This window comes from Evansella vedderi (assembly GCF_030813435.1).
Lineage (GTDB): Bacteria > Bacillota > Bacilli > Bacillales > Salisediminibacteriaceae > Evansella > Evansella vedderi.
The window spans coordinates 20,201-39,387 of record NZ_JAUSUG010000013.1 but is presented as its reverse complement, the minus strand read 5'-3'; the positions used below and the strand labels follow the sequence as shown (position 1 = coordinate 39,387).

General features: G+C 41.2%; 15 protein-coding genes and 1 tRNA gene. 5 read left to right on the top strand and 11 right to left on the bottom strand.

Going from position 1 to position 19,187, the window contains the following annotated elements:
- Positions 1–48: 48 nt before the first annotated feature.
- From J2S74_RS15890 to J2S74_RS15855, 8 genes are all read right to left on the bottom strand, one after another.
- On the bottom strand, positions 49–3,186 hold the full coding sequence (locus tag J2S74_RS15890) for an alpha-mannosidase (protein ID WP_307327099.1): 3,138 nt from the start codon (positions 3,184–3,186) through the stop codon (positions 49–51).
- Positions 3,176–4,513, bottom strand: a complete 1,338-nt coding sequence (locus tag J2S74_RS15885) for a glycoside hydrolase family 125 protein (protein ID WP_307327097.1) — start codon at positions 4,511–4,513, stop codon at positions 3,176–3,178. The genes J2S74_RS15890 and J2S74_RS15885 overlap by 11 nt, the downstream gene beginning before the upstream one ends.
- A 41-nt stretch (positions 4,514–4,554) precedes the next feature.
- Positions 4,555–7,257, bottom strand: coding sequence for an alpha-mannosidase (locus tag J2S74_RS15880; RefSeq protein WP_307327095.1), 2,703 nt, complete (start codon positions 7,255–7,257; stop codon positions 4,555–4,557).
- Positions 7,254–7,892 carry a YesL family protein gene (locus J2S74_RS15875; protein WP_307327093.1) on the bottom strand — a complete coding sequence of 213 codons (639 nt, stop codon included), beginning with the start codon at positions 7,890–7,892 and terminating at the stop codon, positions 7,254–7,256. The genes J2S74_RS15880 and J2S74_RS15875 overlap by 4 nt, the downstream gene beginning before the upstream one ends.
- Positions 7,885–8,787, bottom strand: a complete 903-nt coding sequence (locus tag J2S74_RS15870) for an ROK family protein (RefSeq protein ID WP_307327091.1) — start codon at positions 8,785–8,787, stop codon at positions 7,885–7,887. The genes J2S74_RS15875 and J2S74_RS15870 overlap by 8 nt, the downstream gene beginning before the upstream one ends.
- Before the next feature lies 1 nt (position 8,788).
- The gene (locus J2S74_RS15865; RefSeq protein WP_307327089.1) at positions 8,789–10,171 is read right to left on the bottom strand and encodes a glycoside hydrolase family 1 protein; all 1,383 of its coding nucleotides are present in this window, start codon (positions 10,169–10,171) and stop codon (positions 8,789–8,791) included.
- Between the two features lie 349 nt (positions 10,172–10,520).
- Positions 10,521–13,181 carry an endo-beta-N-acetylglucosaminidase gene (locus tag J2S74_RS15860; protein WP_307327087.1) on the bottom strand — a complete coding sequence of 887 codons (2,661 nt, stop codon included), beginning with the start codon at positions 13,179–13,181 and terminating at the stop codon, positions 10,521–10,523.
- Positions 13,182–13,555: 374 nt separating this feature from the next.
- Positions 13,556–14,971, bottom strand: a complete 1,416-nt coding sequence (locus J2S74_RS15855; RefSeq protein ID WP_307327085.1) for an aminotransferase-like domain-containing protein — start codon at positions 14,969–14,971, stop codon at positions 13,556–13,558.
- Positions 14,972–15,122: 151 nt separating this feature from the next.
- Between J2S74_RS15855 and J2S74_RS15850 the strand changes: the two genes are divergently transcribed.
- Positions 15,123–16,022 carry a DMT family transporter gene (locus tag J2S74_RS15850; protein WP_307327083.1) on the top strand — a complete coding sequence of 300 codons (900 nt, stop codon included), beginning with the start codon at positions 15,123–15,125 and terminating at the stop codon, positions 16,020–16,022.
- 238 nt (positions 16,023–16,260) lie between these two features.
- Here the strand turns inward: J2S74_RS15850 and J2S74_RS15845 are convergent.
- Positions 16,261–16,335: transfer RNA gene (locus J2S74_RS15845), tRNA-Ala, on the bottom strand.
- A 156-nt stretch (positions 16,336–16,491) separates the two neighbouring features.
- Positions 16,492–16,680, bottom strand: coding sequence for a hypothetical protein (locus J2S74_RS15840; RefSeq protein ID WP_307327081.1), 189 nt, complete (start codon positions 16,678–16,680; stop codon positions 16,492–16,494).
- A gap of 71 nt (positions 16,681–16,751) precedes the next feature.
- Between J2S74_RS15840 and J2S74_RS15835 the strand changes: the two genes are divergently transcribed.
- Entirely contained in the window at positions 16,752–17,753 is a 1,002-nt protein-coding gene (locus J2S74_RS15835) for a potassium channel family protein (RefSeq protein ID WP_307327079.1), read from the top strand.
- Between the two features lie 2 nt (positions 17,754–17,755).
- Here the strand turns inward: J2S74_RS15835 and J2S74_RS15830 are convergent, their stop codons facing one another.
- Positions 17,756–18,181, bottom strand: coding sequence for a YugN-like family protein (locus tag J2S74_RS15830; RefSeq protein ID WP_307327077.1), 426 nt, complete (start codon positions 18,179–18,181; stop codon positions 17,756–17,758).
- Positions 18,182–18,412: 231 nt separating this feature from the next.
- Here J2S74_RS15830 and J2S74_RS15825 point away from each other — a divergent pair, with 231 nt between their 5' ends.
- The 3 genes from J2S74_RS15825 (at position 18,413) to J2S74_RS15815 (ending at position 19,186) form a co-directional block, all read left to right on the top strand.
- Positions 18,413–18,535 (top strand): YjcZ family sporulation protein, encoded by a 123-nt coding sequence (locus tag J2S74_RS15825; protein WP_307327075.1) that lies wholly within the window; start codon positions 18,413–18,415, stop codon positions 18,533–18,535.
- 114 nt (positions 18,536–18,649) lie between these two features.
- Positions 18,650–18,925 (top strand): ubiquitin-like small modifier protein 1, encoded by a 276-nt coding sequence (locus J2S74_RS15820; protein ID WP_307327073.1) that lies wholly within the window; start codon positions 18,650–18,652, stop codon positions 18,923–18,925.
- Positions 18,926–19,186 carry a MoaD-like domain-containing protein gene (locus J2S74_RS15815; protein WP_307327071.1) on the top strand — a complete coding sequence of 87 codons (261 nt, stop codon included), beginning with the start codon at positions 18,926–18,928 and terminating at the stop codon, positions 19,184–19,186.
- Position 19,187 lies beyond the last annotated feature (1 nt).

Here is a 19,187-nt window from a genome sequence, read left to right as displayed (position 1 = left end):
AACACTTTAGTTATGTCCAAGCCTCGTTTCGTTTACCTTATCAGATTTTTAGATTACTATTTCCAATGTTTTTATTTCATATGGGGTAAAATTCAGTTCCATTGGTTTATCATTAAACTCCCTATGGAGAGAAGATGTATACTCCTCTTCCATTAACGTCACTTCTCGCCATTGTTTCACTTTATAATAACTATCGAGCTTAATCTGTACCTGGGTACCTTCCATCTCATGGAGTCTTACGATTAAGTGATCATTATCCTCTGCTTTCTTTACTGTATCAACAATTACCTGGTCACTCGAAATAGTGAGAAGCGACTCGGTAAACGGTGCTTGGACCGTTCCAGGCTTAGCTACCAGTTTGTTGTTTAGATAAGTTGCTTCCCGTTCCACGTCCTGTTTATGGGCAACACCTGCGAATGGATATAGGGAGTAGGTAAACTGATGAATCCCCATATCCGCTTTAGGGTCTGGATGGATGGCACCTTTTAATAAAGAGAGTGCCATTACATTATCTTTAATGGAGTACCCGTACTTGCTGTCATTCATTAAGCTGACACCGTAATTCGGCTCTGCAAGGGCCGCCCACTTATGTCCCACAGTTTCAAATCTCGCAATATCCCATGATGTATTCCAATGGGTAGGCCGCTTCACATTTCCAAACTGAATGTCGTAGATTGCTTCCGTAGTACGGACGGCAATCGGAAATTCCACTTTCAATAAGTGTTGGCGTAAAGTCCAATCCACTTCCGTTTCAAAGTCAATTCTTTTCGTATGACAATAGCAATGGATATGTTGTTTTATTTCTAAGTTTCCTTGTTTCCAAGTAAAACAAAGTGTTGTTCTTAGCGGTCCGTTATCTATTATTTTACACTCTTTTAATGTCTCCACAGTAGAGTATTTTTCCTGGTAATATAAGTCAATATCCCAAGCATCATGTGCCATTGGTTTATCTTCATATAATTTTAGGAGATTTCCCACTTTTCCAGCTTCGATCAATTCCCGGTTGGAATTCTTATCAAAAATACGGGTAACTTGCCCGTTATCGTTCCACAGGATACGGTAATAAGGCGTATCCCATGTCCGTGATTCTAGGGAAACTTCACTGAGTGCCGTGACCGGTTGTTCCTTTTTCATTCCATTAACACGAATCTCTTGGAAGGAGAAAGGCTTACTCTCTTCAATTAATAGAAGGGAGTCCCCATTGGATATCTCCTGACTCTCTAGATTTTCCCCTTCCAATTCAAACCTATGATTCTCGTAGCCATTAGGCAACGTTACAAGAATTGGATTATTATACTGATGAAGATGGGCATAAGCTAAGGAGTTCTCGGTCTCCTGTACCATGTCTTGTTGTTGGGACTCAATGATTTCCTTATTAGCTCTGGCAACCTCGACATAATCCTTATGGGCATCTTCATACACCTCGGTGATGGAGGAGCCAGGAATGATATCGTGGAATTGGTTTAAAAGCACCGTTTTCCATGCCTTTTCTAAAGTAGCGCTTGGATAATGCGCCCAGCCATTTTCAAGGCTGTTCCACGCTGACAAAATTTCCGTCTTTCTTAGGGATTGTTCTAATTTTCGGTTCATCTCTTTCATTTTTGCTTGGCTCGTATACGTTCCCCGGTGATACTCTAGATACAGCTCCCCGTCCCATGTATGGATATACTGATCGGTGTTCGTTACATTATCATGGAGCTTCTTAAAGTAATCGCCTACTTTCGTCGAAGTGACCTTTGGCAGGCTCGGTATCTTATGATACTGGCGTTTCAACTCAAGCATCTCCCGATTGACTCCTCCCCCTCCGTCACCATAGCCATAGGCAAGAAGCAAATCTTGGTTGATTTCTTTATCACGGTAGTTTTTCCAGATCCCTTTCACCGTTTCGGCAGTGATGAGACCATTGTACGTATAAAACCAAGAATTCTCGTCTCTCCCTGGTTCCGGTGTGGTGATAAAGTGGGTTAATATTTCTGTCCCGTCAATCCCACGCCAATAAAACGTATCATGGGGCATCCTATTGTACTGATTCCAGCTAATCTTCGTTGTCATAAACGTATCAATGCCGGATTTCTTCAAAATTTGAGGTAATGACCAGCTATAGCCAAACACATCTGGGAGCCAAAGGACTTTATTCGTTTTTCCAAACTCCTTCTTAAAGAAGTTCTTTCCATAGAGCAGCTGACGGACGAACGATTCCCCAGATGGAATATTACAATCCGACTCTACCCACATGCCCCCTTCCACTTCCCATTGGCCGTCCTTCACCTTTTCTTTAATGGCCTCGAACAACTCCGGTTCCTCTTCTTTGATCCATTCGTACAATTGCGGCTGGCTTTGTAAATACGTATAATCTGGATACAGTTCCATCAATCGCAAAACAGTGGAAAAGGTGCGTTTTGCTTTTTCTTTCGTATGTTTTGTCCGCCATAGCCAAGCAAGGTCAATATGGGAGTGACCAACCGTATGAACGGTAACCTCTTCATGCTTTTCTATTTTCTCCATTTCCTTGTTGAGTAAGGCTAACCCCCGCTCTAGGGAAGCATAGAATAGCTCGCTTCCAGGAAACATCCAATCCACTTCTTTGAAAGCGTAGTTCAAGCTCGCAAGGACAGAGGCGTAGGCCGGTTCATTCGTATCTTGTCTTCCGAGAGTATCGACGATGGCTTTTGACTTATAATACAGTTCATCTACCTGCTCATCTAAAACCCCAAACCACGCTTCTTTCAAGCGGTAAAATTGCTCTTGCGGGTGGCCTCCCCCTTCCAAGCCGGACCACATCATAATGTCGATTTCTACCGTGGTTCCTGCAACATCCGCAGGCAAAATCACTTCTTGGTGATTGGAATCTACCCCTTGGAACGGCGCTTTATTGACATAGAGAAGGGATTCAAATCCAGAGTTATTCCCTCCTCCCGTCCGTCCTAAATCAAGATATACAACGACCTTTTGGCCTGACCATGCTTCCGGTATCTCTAGTGTCGTGTTCAGCCAAATATACTTATCCCTTCCACACCAGTTATCGTTAACTCTCATCTTCTTATCGGTGTAAGAGGAAGGAAGGATCGTCTCCTCCCCTACCTCCGGCTCATATACATGGAAAAAATCAATGGTCTTCGTTTCGCGGTAGCGGTATCTATCAAGTTCGTTGACTCGATTCTGCAGCTTTTCGATCTTATAGAACACGCTTATCTACCTCCATCCTTTTTTGACGTTCCAATGGACTTCCTGGCACATAAACCCCAATTTCACTTAAAATAAACTCACTGAACATGGAATTAGCCCAAGCGAACCAGGAACGGGTAAAGTTCTCCGGTCTGTCCGCATCAAAACCTTCATGCATATAATATGTTGATCCATGCGTGGTTTTAAATAATTCTAAAATGCGGTCCTTCTCTTCTCTTTCCACCGCCGTCATTCCTTGAATCGCTAACGCGATATGCCAAATATAATGGTCTGGTGTGTGGGGACTACCGACTCCAGATGCCGTTTCTCCCTCATAATAATAAGGATTATGACGACTAAGAATAAACTCTCGCGTATTTAAATACGTTGGATCCGTCAGGGAAGAATATCCTAGATATGGCATCGAAAGTAAGCTTGGAACGTTTGCATCGTCCATCAGATTCACGTTTCCGTCTCCATCTGTTTCATACACATACATTTCCCCAAAGACAGGATGGTCGATTTTCCCGTACATTTCAATCCCGTCTTTTATTTCACGGGAAAGTTCCGTGACCTTGCCAGCTAGCTCTGTCTCTTCCATAGCCGTTAACATCTCTTTTGCGTAATCTAGTACGACGACCGCGAACATATTGGCAGGGACCAAGTAACCGTATAGACATGCGTCATCACTTGGACGGAAGCCAGACCATGTCATTCCCGTTTTGACAGAATAGCCACCTTTACCGTCTCGAAGCAAGGTATCTGACACACGGCAATCATCCCGTTCAAATAAATAAGGAGAATTCTCCTCGTGATTCTGCTCCACCTTCCAAACCTCATAAATGACCTCCAACACTTTCTTCAAGGTTTCATTTAAAATCGTGTTGTCTCCCGTTGCCTTCCAATACAAATAAGTCAATTGAATCGGATAGCATAAGGAGTCCACTTCGTATTTTCGTTCCCAAATCCACGGACTCATTTCTGTTCTGTCTTGCTGATGTCCTTTGTTGTTGGCCGTTCGATTAAAGGCGTTGGCGTAAGGGTCCTGCAGAATATACTTCCATTGCCGTTCGATCACTTGCTTGAGCATTGTCGCAATCTCTGGATCCTCCTCTGCTACGGTTAAATAAGGACGTACTTGTGCAGAGGAATCCCTTAACCACATGGCTGGGATATCACCGGTTATAACGAATGTCCCATCTTCATCTTCCTTTAACGTCGTTTCATACGTGTTAATAAAGCAATTTTCGAATAGCTTTTGTACTTCTGTATCGTTCGCATATACGTCTTTTACTCGATCAATGATCCTTTGTAAGGATGCTGGAATCTTTTTTTGCTCCGTTGTCATCTCGCATTTCTCCTTGTGTTGGTTTAGATAAAATAGTCGCGTTAATTTTCTATTAATAGGGTAAAGATTTCGTATGGTTTCACTTTTAGTTCCGCTGTGCCAGCTCCAACGGAATCTAGTTTTTCTTCTAAAATCGTAGATCGATAGATTGGCTTACCGGCTCCTACTTCAAATGAAAGCTGTACTGTTTCAGAAGTAGGATTAAACCAGCGAATAATCATTCCCGTTCCTTCAAGGGATGGTTTGCAAGCGGTAATCACAAGCTTTTCCCCTTCCCACGTAAAGAGCTCTTTCACTTCAGAAGCGTTCCCCTGCTTTTGCTTCGTTTGTATGACCGTCGATGCTAACGGATACTGATAGGCAGTTAAGTAAGCACGAGAGGTGAAGATGTCCTTTTGATGGGGAATCACCATAAATTCAGCCTCATTCTCCCCAAGGCATTGCGCTTCAGGGGTGTCAAATACTCCCCAGTCTCCCAGTTCACCAACAGACCTTAGTATTGTTACTGCGATCGTGTTATCATCCTTAATTTCGTATTCATGCAGTCCCTTTGCTGCAACCGTTAAGCCTTTTTCCGAATTATTTAAGCTCACAAACCGCTGCATATGATGGTCGAAAGATGGGTTGGTCCACTGACTTTCCGGTTGATTTGGACGTTCTACCACTTCATAAATACTGTCCGCATAGTGATGGGAGCTGCCCTCACCGATTGGGAATAAAACACGAAGACGGTGATCCTTTGCAAGGTTATTCATAGTAACCTTCACTTTCAACCCTTCCCCTGCCCTCTCGAGGGTCATCACAGATTGAATCATGATTTGTTCCATCTCTTTGCTTCTGCCCGCTTTCCGTTCTGGATGCCAAACGAGGTTTTCCCTTTCCTCTTTTAAGCGTTCGTCAGCCTCCTTTGGAACGGAAAAATACGTTGTGACTTCAACCGAAGCAAGCTCGCTAGTATTTTCTAGTACTTTCACAGTTACGTTGCTGTTCTCGTTTGTAATGCTTTCACCATCACCGGAAGCTTTAAACATATACTCATTACCAATATCTCCGGTGTTCTCTAAGATCCCAAGTTGCTTATATTCGATGCCTGATCGTTTATCCACTAACGTATAAGAACCATTATCGTGAAGCTGTACAATGAGGTTTTCATTTTCTAATTTATTTCCGGCCGTATTCCAAATGCAACCTGCCTCTTCTTCCTTGTTTCCTTCTGCAGTTGGAACGAGGAAGCATCTTTCATACCCCACGGTATTGGAGGAATCGTACAAGAAAGTAACTTCCACTTCCCGGGCGTAATAAGGCCTTCTGAATCTATCTTGAGGAAGTTCATAGCCAAACTTCACACCTAAATCTTTCACCGACACCGGTACAATCGATTGATCGGCACGTTCTAGATGATAGGAAGGGAGTGATCCCCCTTTCAGCTTGTCAGGGATTTCCGCGAAAGGTATTTCATCAAAGTAGATTTTCTTCACCGCTACCTTCTTCTTGATCACTTCCTTTATCGGTGCTCCACCTGTTTGGAAGATAACTAATGGAATCGCGTCTTCCTTTTCATGGACCGTGTCGATGTTATCAGCAATCTCCCTCGCTTGCTCCTCTACGAACTTTAAGGCTCCCTTTTCCACCTTATCAAACCTGGTGGTCATTTCACGGTGCACAGAATCCACACTACAACCGCAAATGCTATCATGAGGATGATTTTCCATTAGAAGTTTCCAGTAAAACGCCGCGAAGTCCCGGTGTAGGTTTTTATCGGAAACGAGTAACCCTAACGGCTCCAACACTCGCTCCAGTAAAGTTTGACAACGATCATTTGCCTGCTTCAAATAAATTCTCGACGAGGCTGTATTCACAAGGGTTGACCACCCATCTGTTTTTTGATTTCGTAATTCTCCCCGTATCGTTTGCAAGTCTTCCGGTAGTTCTTGTTTTACTTCCTCAATATATTCCTGAAAACTAGAGTGTTTAAATTCCACATTCGGATATAGCTCATTTGCCACCTTGATCGCATCTGTAACATTTTTCTGTAAAGGCTGATGGTCACATCCATTCAAATAAAGGAGTTGAGAAGTGGAGGCGAATTTCTCCGACTCCTTCAACTTCTTCTCCCAATAGTTCTTCGCTTCATCCCGATCCTCCGGGATCTCGTTTCCGTTCGAATACCAATTGGCAAATAAAATACCCAGTACCGATGACCCATCAGGAGACTCCCACTTTAATTCGGAATACGGCGAAGAATAATCGTCTTGATGGAACACCTGATTATTAAAGCCTGTCGGTGTCACCCCTCTCCCAAACGCTGCCACATCGATCTTCGCCTGCTTTAGTAATTGGGGTGCCTGGCCGTAAATGCCAAATGTGTCCGGGTAGTAACCGAGATTTCCCTCTTGTCCAAACTCCTTCGTTGTTTGCATCCCATAAAGGAGATTTCTCACATTCGCTTCCGAGCTTGTTAAAAAAGCGTCCTGCAAAATATACCAAGGTCCGATGACCAATCTTCCCTCCCAAATATATTTCTTCACTTCCTCTTCCTTCTCAGGACGTACAGCGAGATAATCATCGACCATAATCGTTTGACCATCTAAATGAAAGCTATGAAAGTCAGGATCTTCCTCTAATTTTTCCAACAAATCATCAAATAACTTCACTAAGTAATAACGGTGTTCTTCTAATGACATATACCATTCCCGATCCCAATGGGAGTGGGATATAATATGTGCGGTTTTCTTTTGCATCATGATGTCCCTCCAACGATAGATTCTGACTTAGCCTGTATTTCCCGAAAACGATTCAAGGAGACTTTCATCACCCAATAGGATGGCATGACTCCGAGCGTAAACGGAATTAATCCAGGTATGTTGTAGATTAAATAACCGACTAAACCTAAGCCAATAGCAATAAGCAGATTTTGTTTAAAGCTTAGAAGCGTGAGAATAAATGGCTGTATTAAGTAATGCTTAAATGTTTGGTTAAAATGAACGTAATAGGAAAACAAGTAAAAGAAAGAGAACAAATAAACCAATGACATTACTACGAGTAACAGACTGCTAACTAAGGCAATCACTCCGTTCATTTGACTTACTAAATGAAGATCAAAGGCAAGGAATGCACCTATAGCGAAGTAAATCCAGCCTAACCCATTCACCTTCCAGAAATTTTGCCGATAATAATGGTGGTAATCCCGAAACAGCGGCTGGTCCAGCTCTCCCCGGAGCCATTTTCTTGTCATGGCAAACATCGCCGCGGTCGCCGGGAACACCCCTAACACGACACCCCCAAGTAAAATATGACTCAACCACAACCAATTTAATTGCATCATTCTCCATATCCAATAACTGGATTCGGTAAAGAAAGACCCTATATGATTAAACAATGGAAACACCCCTTCCGTATTTCTCCAACCAGACATGAGCGGCCCCGAATAACTGTGCATTGTCCAAGTTTTGACATACCGACACGTTCGGTCGTACTTTCGCAAACGGCTTCGCTTCAAACAAAACATCTAGATGGGCAGTTAATTCCTTCATAAAACTTTCTTGGCGGGTAATCCCTCCGCCGATGATTATCTTTTCTGGGTCAATGATGTACTGAATCGTAAAGACCCCCATAGCCAACGTTCGAAAAAAGAGAGCAACCGACTCATTCGCCTCCTTGTGTTCTTCTGCGTTTTCAAATACAAGGGGTCCCGTCCAATTCTCATAATAAGGAGCTGTCTGCCTTAATCGTCTCGTGAGAGCAGAGGAAGAACCGAGCTCACTCCAGGTATGGAATTCTTCGTTCGTGTTGGAAAAAAGCACATATCCGAATTCGCCACCATGTAAATTAACGCCTTTATGAAGTTTTCCATTCATAACGATGCTCCCCCCAATCCCCGTACCGCAAACAATACAGGCAAAGGTATCCATACCTTTAGCTGCCCCGTTCCACATTTCCCCAAGGGCAACACAATTGGCATCATTCTCCACCGTTGTTGGAAGCTGAAAGTAACGCTCCACTCTTTCCCGGATGTTCTCCTTATGAAGGAAGGGGACGGAACTGTATCCGAGTATCTTCCCCGATTCTGTGACACTCCCCGGGCAGCTGATAGCGATTCCTTGAATCCCGTAATGATTTTGATGTTTGTGATAATAAATTTCTACAAGGGAAAGGAATTGCGTCAATGTTTCAGGAGTGGGGTTCTGCTGTCTTTCCGTCAACTCCCCTTCCGTTGAAACTAATCCAAATTTTGTAAACGTACCACCGATGTCAATTGTCAATAAGCAATTCATTTCACTCACCACTTTGCGGAAGCTGATTTGTCTCCGCCACTTGTTTAAACCAATAGGCACTCTTTTTCTTCCTTCGAGCTTGTGTCTCTAAATCTAGTCGAAGCAAACCGTATCTATTTTTATATTCATTTAGCCAGGACCAATTATCGAGGAAGGTCCATACGTGGTAACCGTAACAATTAGACCCCTCCCCTATCCCCTTTAGAAGCCAGCGGAGATGATCTTCCATGAAGGTGATTCGATAGTCATCCTGAACTTCCCCGAACTCGTCCAGAAATGCCTCTTCCCCTTCCACTCCGATCCCATTTTCCGCAACATACCAAGGAATATTCCGATAGTTATCGCGAATGTTCAAGGCGATATCATACAACCCCTTCTCGTAAATCTCCCAGCCTCGATGGGGATTGATCCTTGCCTCTAGCCATTGGTATGATTGAAAATACTTGTCCAAACCTACCCCTGCTTTCTTATCTCCCCTCTGGACTCGTCTTGGTTGGTAATAATTCACTCCCAAAAAGTCAACGGTATTTTCCTTAATCAACGCTATCTCTTCTTCTGTGTAGAGAACACTGATCGATTCTCTTTCTAAAAACTCCGTTATTTCCTCTGGATACTTGCCTAACACCACCGGATCTAAGAAGCTCCGATTAAAGAAAATATCAGCCCACTTCGCTGCTTCCCGATCTTCCTCCTGATCACTCTTCGGATAACTAGGTGTTAGATTCAAGATAATACCAATTCCTCCTGTTTGCTCAGATTCACGAAACGCACGAACGGCCTTCACATGGGCCAGGAGCGTAAAATAAGCCGCCTGTGTGGCCCGCCCCATATCATATACCGCAGGGAGATGCTTATCATTTAAGTAACCCATCTCAACAGGTACGATCGGTTCATTAAAGGTCACCCACGTATCCACGAGGTCACCGAAAGTTTCGAAAGCCACTTTGGCGTAATGGGCAAATTCCTCTACCGTATCCCGATTTTCCCATCCACCTTTCAAATGAAGGCGATACGGCATATCAAAGTGATATAAATTGGTGATCGGCTTGACACCATTGTTTCTTAATCTACTAAAAACATCTCGATAAAAGCTAACCGCTTCTGGATTGATGGTCTTGCCATCGGGCAAAAGCCGCGCCCATGAGATAGACGTCCGGAAAGAATTAAAGCCAATCTCCTTCATCGATTCAATATCTTCCTTATATTGTTCGTAAAAGTTTGAGGTTGTTTCTGGACCGATCTGTTGATAGAATTTTTCCGGCTCCGTCTTAAACCAGTAATCCCAAACTGTTTTCCCTTTTCCATACTTACTTCCTGCCCCTTCTAGTTGTGGTCCTGATGCGGCTGCCCCCCACAAAAACCCCTCTGGGAATCTATTGTTCACGCCATTAACCCCTTTCTATGGAGAAATCGTTTACATTCTCATACATTCATCATATAAAGAAAAAAAAAGACTTTAAATATAATTCACCCAAGTCCTTTAATAATCGCAGAAAAACTTTAAAATTGACATTAGGTTAATGGATCGATTCTTCTTTACCGAAAGGGAAAGGTATAACAGACGGCTATACTAAAATTTATAGGGGCACTGGTAAAGGGAGATAGCGCCCCTTTTCCAGTGCCCCTGGACAATTTACCTAATTCTAAAAATAAACTCCGAGAAAATAGACTTTGCCACTTTAATTTAGTAACTATTAGTGGGCAGAAAATCGCCTATTGCATCCCTTGCATTACTAGAATCCATATGCCTCTAATTCATAAATTCTTGCAGCCTGGTCTCCACCTTGTGTCGGTTGGTGAACCGTCAAGCGGACATACCTAGCTTCTGTTAATGGAATCGAATGCTCGCTTATGGCTAATGAATTATTTGTTACGAATACTGCATTTTCCCAAGCCACTCCATCCACGCTCGTTTCGATCGTAAATGACCGGGTATTGAATGCTGCGGGTTCTCCCCCAGCTTCTGCATGCTTTATTACAAACTGCGATAACTGATAGACGTCACCGAGGTCAACCTTGAGCCAGTGATTCAACCCAATCGCACACCATTTACTGTTGTTGGTCACTTTACCATCTACCGCATAACTTGGCCCCTCGTTTGGAGCACATTGTCCACTTGCTGTCGCCAGCTGATTTAAAGCAAGGTTTCTAATATCACTGGCATCTTCTAAAATAGTGATAATGTTTTCCCTAAAGACGATATCTTCTCCTTCACTATTTCTTGCAATTAATCGGACACTGTATGTCCCCTCTTCTTCATATACGACCGTTGGGTTCAGTTCGGTACTTGTAGAAGGCGTTGCACCTTCAAAGATCCACTCTACCTCCTCCGTAGCTTCTGAGGATCGGTTAAAGAATTGAATTTCACTTCCTGGTGCAGCAAAGGTTTGACTCACCGTAAAATCAGCCTTTGGTGTTGGATATGGCGGCCATTCAAATGTCCTAGTTGTACCAGCACTTCTAATGAAGTCATTGCTGACAGCAACTACTTCGATGGTAGTTGTACTTTCTTTTCCGTCTCTTCTTAACTCTGGAACAAAGAACACATTATTAGGAGTTGCACCTACGAACTCTTTTTCACCATTCTCAAGATTACGGTAAATTTCATAATGGCGCACTTCTCCTTTTCCTTCCCAAGACAAGGAAATATCCGCATATAACCCTTCATCAAACGTTTTGCTTAAATCCAGATTTTCAGGAACCTCAGGGACTACCTTATCTTGATTTTTACTGGTAACCTTCAGCTCTCCGACATTTAGCTGATAGTCATGGATCACTTCGTCACTCTCGAAAAATAAGGATAAAGTAGTAATCCTTTCCCCAGCAAATTTCTTCAGTTTTATCCTTTCTGTAACCCAACCATCATGGCTTTGTTTTCTAAGCTGGAAGAATTCAAACTCATCCTTGTCCCCATCAAAGCTTACTCCCACTTTCATATTTGGTTTCTTCGATGAAGATTTATAAGTAACGAAAATCTCTGTGTCTCTATCCACTTCTAAATTGGTTTTATATAGCTTTACATTGGTTGCATTTTCCGGTGATAACTCACCATACACTTTTAAGGAGCTTCCCCCAAAATAAGCTTCTTCCCAATCAAAATCAACGGCCAGTGCTTCCCCATCACTTTCTCGAATCCATCGCCAAGTAGGAAGAACATCCTGCAAGCTTCGGTTATTCCAAGACTGATCTGATTTCACTTCCCCGTCTATGGAGAAGAATTGCCCGCTCCCTGTGTTAAAATGTGTTACAAACGGTAATTCATTGATAACCGTCGCTTCAGTGAAATAATGGGCCATCCCTTTCCAATTGTCAGGATTATTCCCCGTTTTCGTAGGGTCTCCTGACTGTCCAACCCAAAACTCCTGTTCTTTTGCATAGAAATCTTGCATGTTATCCGTCACTTTAAATGCCCAGTCCGGTCGGTAAATTCCTAATGAGGTATGAGGCGCTTCCCCATCAGGAAACAAATTTGACCAATTTACATACGTATTGGTACCATTTGCTTCCACATCAATGCCTGAGTACAAATCATATGGACTTCTCCCTAGTTCTAACGCCTTTTCATGAGAGCTCTTCTGACTATTGTTCCACCACCAGAAGTTTAGGAACATACTATCAGCAACTCTAGTATCTTCATCTTGCAAAAACATTTTGTTATTGTCGTTCAAATAGTTTTGCCAGCGAATCGCTCCAGAGGAAATCATAGAATCGTACCACATGATATGCATTTCCTCTGGCTTATTATCTTGTAAATAAATGAGAAACTCTTGCATTTTTACCGCTGTCTCCGGAGTTCCCCCCTCCGTTTCTTGGTTGATAAACCACCCATCAAACCCGTAGTACTCCGCAACTTCCAACAGTTTGTCCGCAGCTGGAAAGGAACCATCCTCCCGTTGCGCCAACATTTGATCCACCCACTCCTCTTGACCACCATATACTTTAGGTGGGAAGAAGACGTTCCCCAAGATTGGTACACCATTTCGATGGGAGGCATCAATAACATCAGCACTAGGAGGGGTAATAATTCCCTCTCCCGCAGACCCTGCCCAATAGACCATTAAATCTACATATTGCCAGTAACTGAACGTATTGGCAAAAAACTCAGTCCCCCCCTGTGAAGGAACTCCACTCGTGCTGGAATTCAATGCAGATAGGGCTACCAGCTTTGCATCCGTTTGTTGTGTTTCGTTAACAGGAAATAACACTTCCCTCTCTGCCAATGGTACCGTACTACGGTTGTATTTAGCGTGGGGATCTGTCTCCGGACTCCATTCCAACAACGTTTCCGGATACCAGTAAGACGATTCAGGTTGATTAGCAAATACATTACCCGGAAGTAAAACAGTAACCATAACAATAAACACAGATAGAAAGATACCCATTCTTTGTTTCATAGTTTCCCTCCTAGTTTTAGATAAATTAGTCGTTCTTCTCTACATTTCCCTCTCCTTTTTTTGCAGCGGTAATTTATCACCTCCCAATACTCAACACCAATCTTATTTATGGAAGCCCGCAATAAATGAAACGCTTACAATATAATGGAAATAAATTCTAGGGCTTCTTCTTTATAAATATAGGTATGATCAGAAAATGAATCAATGGATTCGTGAGGACTGTTATGATTAGTCCATTAAATCTATAATTTTTACAGTAAAATAGGGGGGTGGTTCTATAAGGGGACAATCGGAAGTTTAGCACGAAAAAAGACACAGCTAGCGGATTTTATCTGCTCGTTGTGCCTTCATCTGTATCCCTAATGTAAGATCCGTTATTGCATGGACCTTAGAATTTTCCCTAACTGAGAGATACCCCAGTTGATTTCTTCAAAAGAAGCATAGCTATACGATAGACGAATATATTGATTCGCCTCATGTGCATATATGTTTCCAGGATTAAGGAGAATACCTTCGGCTAACGCTTTTTCAAATAAATGTTGGTTATGTAAAGGTCGAAATATTTTTACCCATATAAAAAAGCCCCCTTCCGGTACTGACCACGATGCTAATCCTTTCAAATGTTGTGATAAAGCTTTAACAGCTACATTTCTTCGGATTTTAAGTTGTTGTCTTACAAACGATAGATGAGATTCGTATAAACCACTGGATAACCATTCCAAAGCTACTCGTTGAGATAAAGAACTTGATCCATAATCTGTTTGCATCTTTAAATCAGATAGCCTCTCAATTACAGACTCCGGGCCCACTATCCAGCCTATTCGCAGACCGGGGGTTAATGTTTTCGATAAACTTCCGAGGTATAACACATTCCCATATCGGTCCCGTCCTTTTAGGGCTAAAGGCGGAGGATCATCTATCCACAGATCACCATACACATCATCTTCTATGATGGGGATCTGTTCTTTTTCACAAACGTGTAATAGTTCTTTCCGCCTCTCTTCGCCCAATGTAATTCCAGTTGGATTATGGAAAGTTGGAATGGTGTATAGAACTGTATTTCCTTTTCCTTCTTGATTATTTGATATTTCATTTACCAATAGACCCTCTCTATCCATTGGTAGACCACGAAGGTCCATCCCTGCTGACTGAAAAACGGAGAGAGAAAACACATAGGAAGGTCTTTCAAGAAATATTGTTGAACCTTTCCTTAATAGACCAATAGCTATAAGCTGCAGTGCCTGCAAAGCTCCTGATACAATTAAAATCGAGTCTGGAGATGTGAAAATTCCTTTCTTTTCTAAGTAACTACAAATGGCCTGCCGGAGTTGATAATTCCCCCTTGGTTCTTCGTAACTAAGAGGTGAAAGATCCCCGGTTACCTTTTTCATGATTTGCTTTAACTGTTTAGCAGGAAACATTTCAGGTGACAATTCACTTTTTCCTAGTTGGATGTGACCCTTTTTTGTTTCAATTTCATTGATATCCTTAACCATTTTCATACTTTGCTTATGAAAGCCAAGTGAAACATTTTCATTCCAATTTACTGGTTTCGATACACCCAAAAGTGTCCACGTATTATTTGTAACCATTGTCCCTTGCCCCATCTTAGATTCTAATAGCCCCTCGGCTTTTAGTTCTTCTAAAGCAGTTATTACTGTACTTCGATTCACCTCAAATAGACTGGCTAATTCCCGTTGGCTCGGAATTTTCATTCCTATTGACCATTCTCCTCTAGTAATTTTATCGGTTATAAAATTAACTATTTTTTTATATTTTGTGTTTCCCATAAGATAAGCTCCCTATTTTAGTATCTTATTTAAACTGGTTGGTTTTTATTTCTCTAACTGGTTGAAGACATTTTATCAGGGTATCTATAAAATTGGAAGTAGTAAAACAAAAAGAAATGAATTGGTTGGTTTTAAGAGAGGAGAATGGAGATTGAATGCAAAGGCTTTTTCAATGGCATTAATTACTATTATTATATGGGGATCTGCTTTTGCAGCTATTCGTGCTAGTTTGCAAGGGGGATATGATGCAGGTCATTTAGTACTCGTTCGTTATCTTATTGCCTCTGCAATATTCGTTCTTTTTGCTTTTTGCCCAGGGATTAAGTTTCGGTTACCACGTAAAGGTGATGTTATCCGAATCATAATGTTAGGCTGGATTGGAATTAGCGTGTACCATATTGGCGTTACCTTTGGTATGAAAACAATTTCTGCTGGAACAGCAGGGATGTTAATTGGTGCTGCACCGATTTTCACAGCAATCATTGCCGTGATGATTTTAAAAGAGCGTTTGAGTACTGTAGGCTGGTTAGGACTTGGAATAGGCTTCAGTGGTATTATCTGTATTAAATTAGGAGCAGCTGGTCCAAACCTGGATTTCTCTGTCGGGACCTTTTTTGTATTAATTTCTGCTTTAGCTACATCTTTCTTTTTTGTTTTTCAAAAGCAACTGTTAGCTCGTTATACGGCCCTGGAATTAACGGCATACCTCACTTGGGCTGGGACAATTCCATTTTTTATTTTTACTCCAGGCCTTTCCACTTCTCTTCAAAATGCTAGCATGGAAGCACATTTATCAGCATTATTTGTAGGTATTTTTCCTGCAGCAATCGCTTATGTTACATGGGCAATTGCTCTGTCTGCTGGTAAAGCTAGCTCAGTAACTAGCATGATGTACCTAGAGCCGGCCATTGCCGTTATCGTGGCATGGATTTGGCTTAGCGAATGGCCAACAACCCTTTCCCTGATCGGAGGCTTAATAGCCCTATCAGGTGTAATCATAATTAATGTTCTAGGGAAAAATACGCAAAATGAAACCCGAGAAGTTGCATAGATTGAATACTCTATTCCCTTCGCCCAACCGATCGCATTCATCATCTTATCAAACCAAAATGTCTAATAGTGGATTATGAACTTAATATAAGTCTCGACCGTTTGAATCACTTGTTTAAGGAAAAGAACGTTAATAATAAATAAAAAACGACGCAACTCCTCGCTTCCTACGAGAAACCACATCGTTATACACAATAGTTAAGTAATGTAAGTATTATGAATGATAAAAAATATGTAAGTGGTGGAGCGTATCGGATTCGAACCGACGACCCCCACACTGCCAGTGTGATGCGCTCCCACTGCGCCAACGCCCCACAAATATCTATTTGAAAAGCTTTTTTAAATATCTATGTGAAAGCTTCTACATTTATGAATTATAGCTACTTTGTGAACATTTATCAAGTCTTTTTCAAAGAATTATGTCGAAAATGTGAAAAAAATATTTTTTCATAATAAAAATTCATTATTTTCTAGAAAACGACAAACAATATATACCAAAATACACCAGCAACAATAGCTGTTACAAGTCCAGACCATACGTTTTCTTTAATAACTCTCTTATGCTTGACTGTATCAAAAATAACCCATCCAATAAAAATCGTAATCGCAAAAATGATTGCTTCAACCATGTCATACTCCCCTTCCATCCTTTCTATCATACCAAATCGGTGAATGAGATGCACCAGGTTTTGTACATACTGGAAATGAGATAGCTAAAAGGACTGATGTTATGTTTCGTTTCGAATTTATTGTCCAATCCTATAGTAAATTTCATGGGCTTCTAAGAATGACTGGAATCGTTCTTTTTTTCATTTTCCTTGTGGGGTATATCATTCATTTTATTGAGCCTGGGGCATTTCCTACGTTTTTTGATGGAGTCTGGTGGGCCATTGTCACCATTTCGACGGTTGGATACGGAGATTTTGTTCCTGAAAGTGTTATTGGAAGAATACTTGGAATGCTTTTAATTATATCTGGCATTGCCCTTTTTTCCTTTTTCATTTCAAATCTCGCCAGTTCTACCGTTTTAGCAAGGCAGGATCGAGAAAAAGGCGGGACTTCCTATCATAAATCGGGCCACTATATTATTGTAGGCTGGAATGAACGGAGTCAGCAGTTAATTAAAGAAATCAGAAAAATTAATAGTCACACAAAGTTAATATTAATTGACGAATCCTTACAAGAAAGACCTGAAGAATGTCCTAATGTTGTATTCGTAAAAGGGTCTCCAACAATAGATGAAACCTTCATCAGAGCTAATGCAAAAGAAGCTCACACAGTTATAATAACAGCTAACTTACACATAAATGAAAAGGTTGCAGATGCAAATTCTGTTTTAACACTTCTAACGGTAAAAGGGATTCAACCTGCAATCTATTCCATCGTGGAGCTAGTTACCCCTAATCAAATAAAAAATGCAGAACGGGCCGGTGCTGATGAAATAATCCAAAGCTCTAACTACTTAAGTTTGTTAATGATAAACGGAATTTTGTATCATGGAATGACGGATGTTATATCCCAAATGTTAAGGCATGAAAAACAAGATCAGTTATCCTTTGAACCCCTTCGTTCAGAATTGGTTAACGAGAGCTTTAAGAAAGCAATCGAAGAATGTCAAACGGAGGACCGTTTTTTAATTGGAATACGACGTGACAACGAGACTATTTTACATCCAAATAAAGGGTCCTCCTTATTAAAGGGTGATATACTGATTTTTTTCAATAGAATATAATATTATTGAGTAGGATTACTATCTCCTTCGTACAAAATCACTTGCTCCAGCTCCTCTATATAATCTTTCCCCGTTGCAATCCACTGAGATGGAATGATGGCATCGGGGTTTGCTGGTGCAGCAAATTGATTCACCCAAGGATTAGGATCTTCTTCATTATCGTGGTCATTTCCACCTTCATATTGATGGGATAATAAAAATGGGCGGCCTAACCTAACTTCTACCCCTTTTGTGTCTAATTCCCCATTTACAGCAGTAAATGGCAATCTAACAAACAGATAGCTTCCATCATCGTCAATCTTATAGTCAAAATATCCGTGATCATACTCCCAACCACCGCCTATAACATATCCTAGTGGCTTTAATTTATTTTCTAAATCAATGAGCTTATATTCACGGTTTTCCAATGGTGATGGCACCTCAAACATTGAAAATCCCTCCAATTTATTTCATTTCTTCTTTTATCTTGTCCTAAAGCATCTTCCCCTATGAAAAATTTAATGGTACAAATCGAGAATACTGAAAAGAGTGTTTTTCTTTTTCAGTTGCCTTTACATATTCACACCCATTTTTGTCCGAATCCATTAATGACTACACAATGTTAGGGGGAAATGAATATGTTGTATTGAGTTCTCCGTTGGGAAGGGAGGTTATGGAGCATGTCAGATTGTGTTAAACCAGCACCAGCACCGGGATTTGCAGCAGGGTTTGCTTTCATCCTTGTTGTGTTTATCCTATTAGTAATCATTGGTGCAGTAGCTTGGACAGGGTACGCTTGGTAGTTAGGCTAATCGACTGGGTGCCAAATAGTGGCGCCCTTTTCTATTTTTATTTCAAAGAAAATAATTGAAATTTTTGTCTATTTATTAAATAATGAAGAAAAGGGAGATGAGAAAATGGATATAAAAGTATTTGCAAACTTCCGTGATATTTGCGGTGGGAAAAAAGTAACTTTACATATAGAAGAAGGTCAATCCATTCATTCTGTGCTCGATGATTTAACTACAGAATTCCCCCCAATGAAAGAAGAATTATTTACTGATAAAAAAGAATTAAAACCAATGATTCATGTTTTTATAAATGGCCGAAATATCATTCATTTAGATGGTTTAGAAACTAAATTAAAGGTAACAGATGAAGTTGCCCTATTCCCACCAGTAGCAGGTGGTTGAGTGGTTAAAGAGAGATTAGAAATCAGGGGAATTTCTAGGAAAGATGTTTGTAAATATGTAGTAGAGCTTGGTGGGGTTCAGGTGAGTGATACTCTATTTAGAAGCAATGGCTGGAACTGCATTGTATCGGAGGAAGAGACATTTCATTTCCTTCAATCAGATGTCCCTAAAGTTTATGTAACGTTTGAAGCTAATGATCGTTATCGGTTAACTAGCATATTAGCATCATTTCGTAAGAAGACTTTTCGCGTTGGCGGGTAAA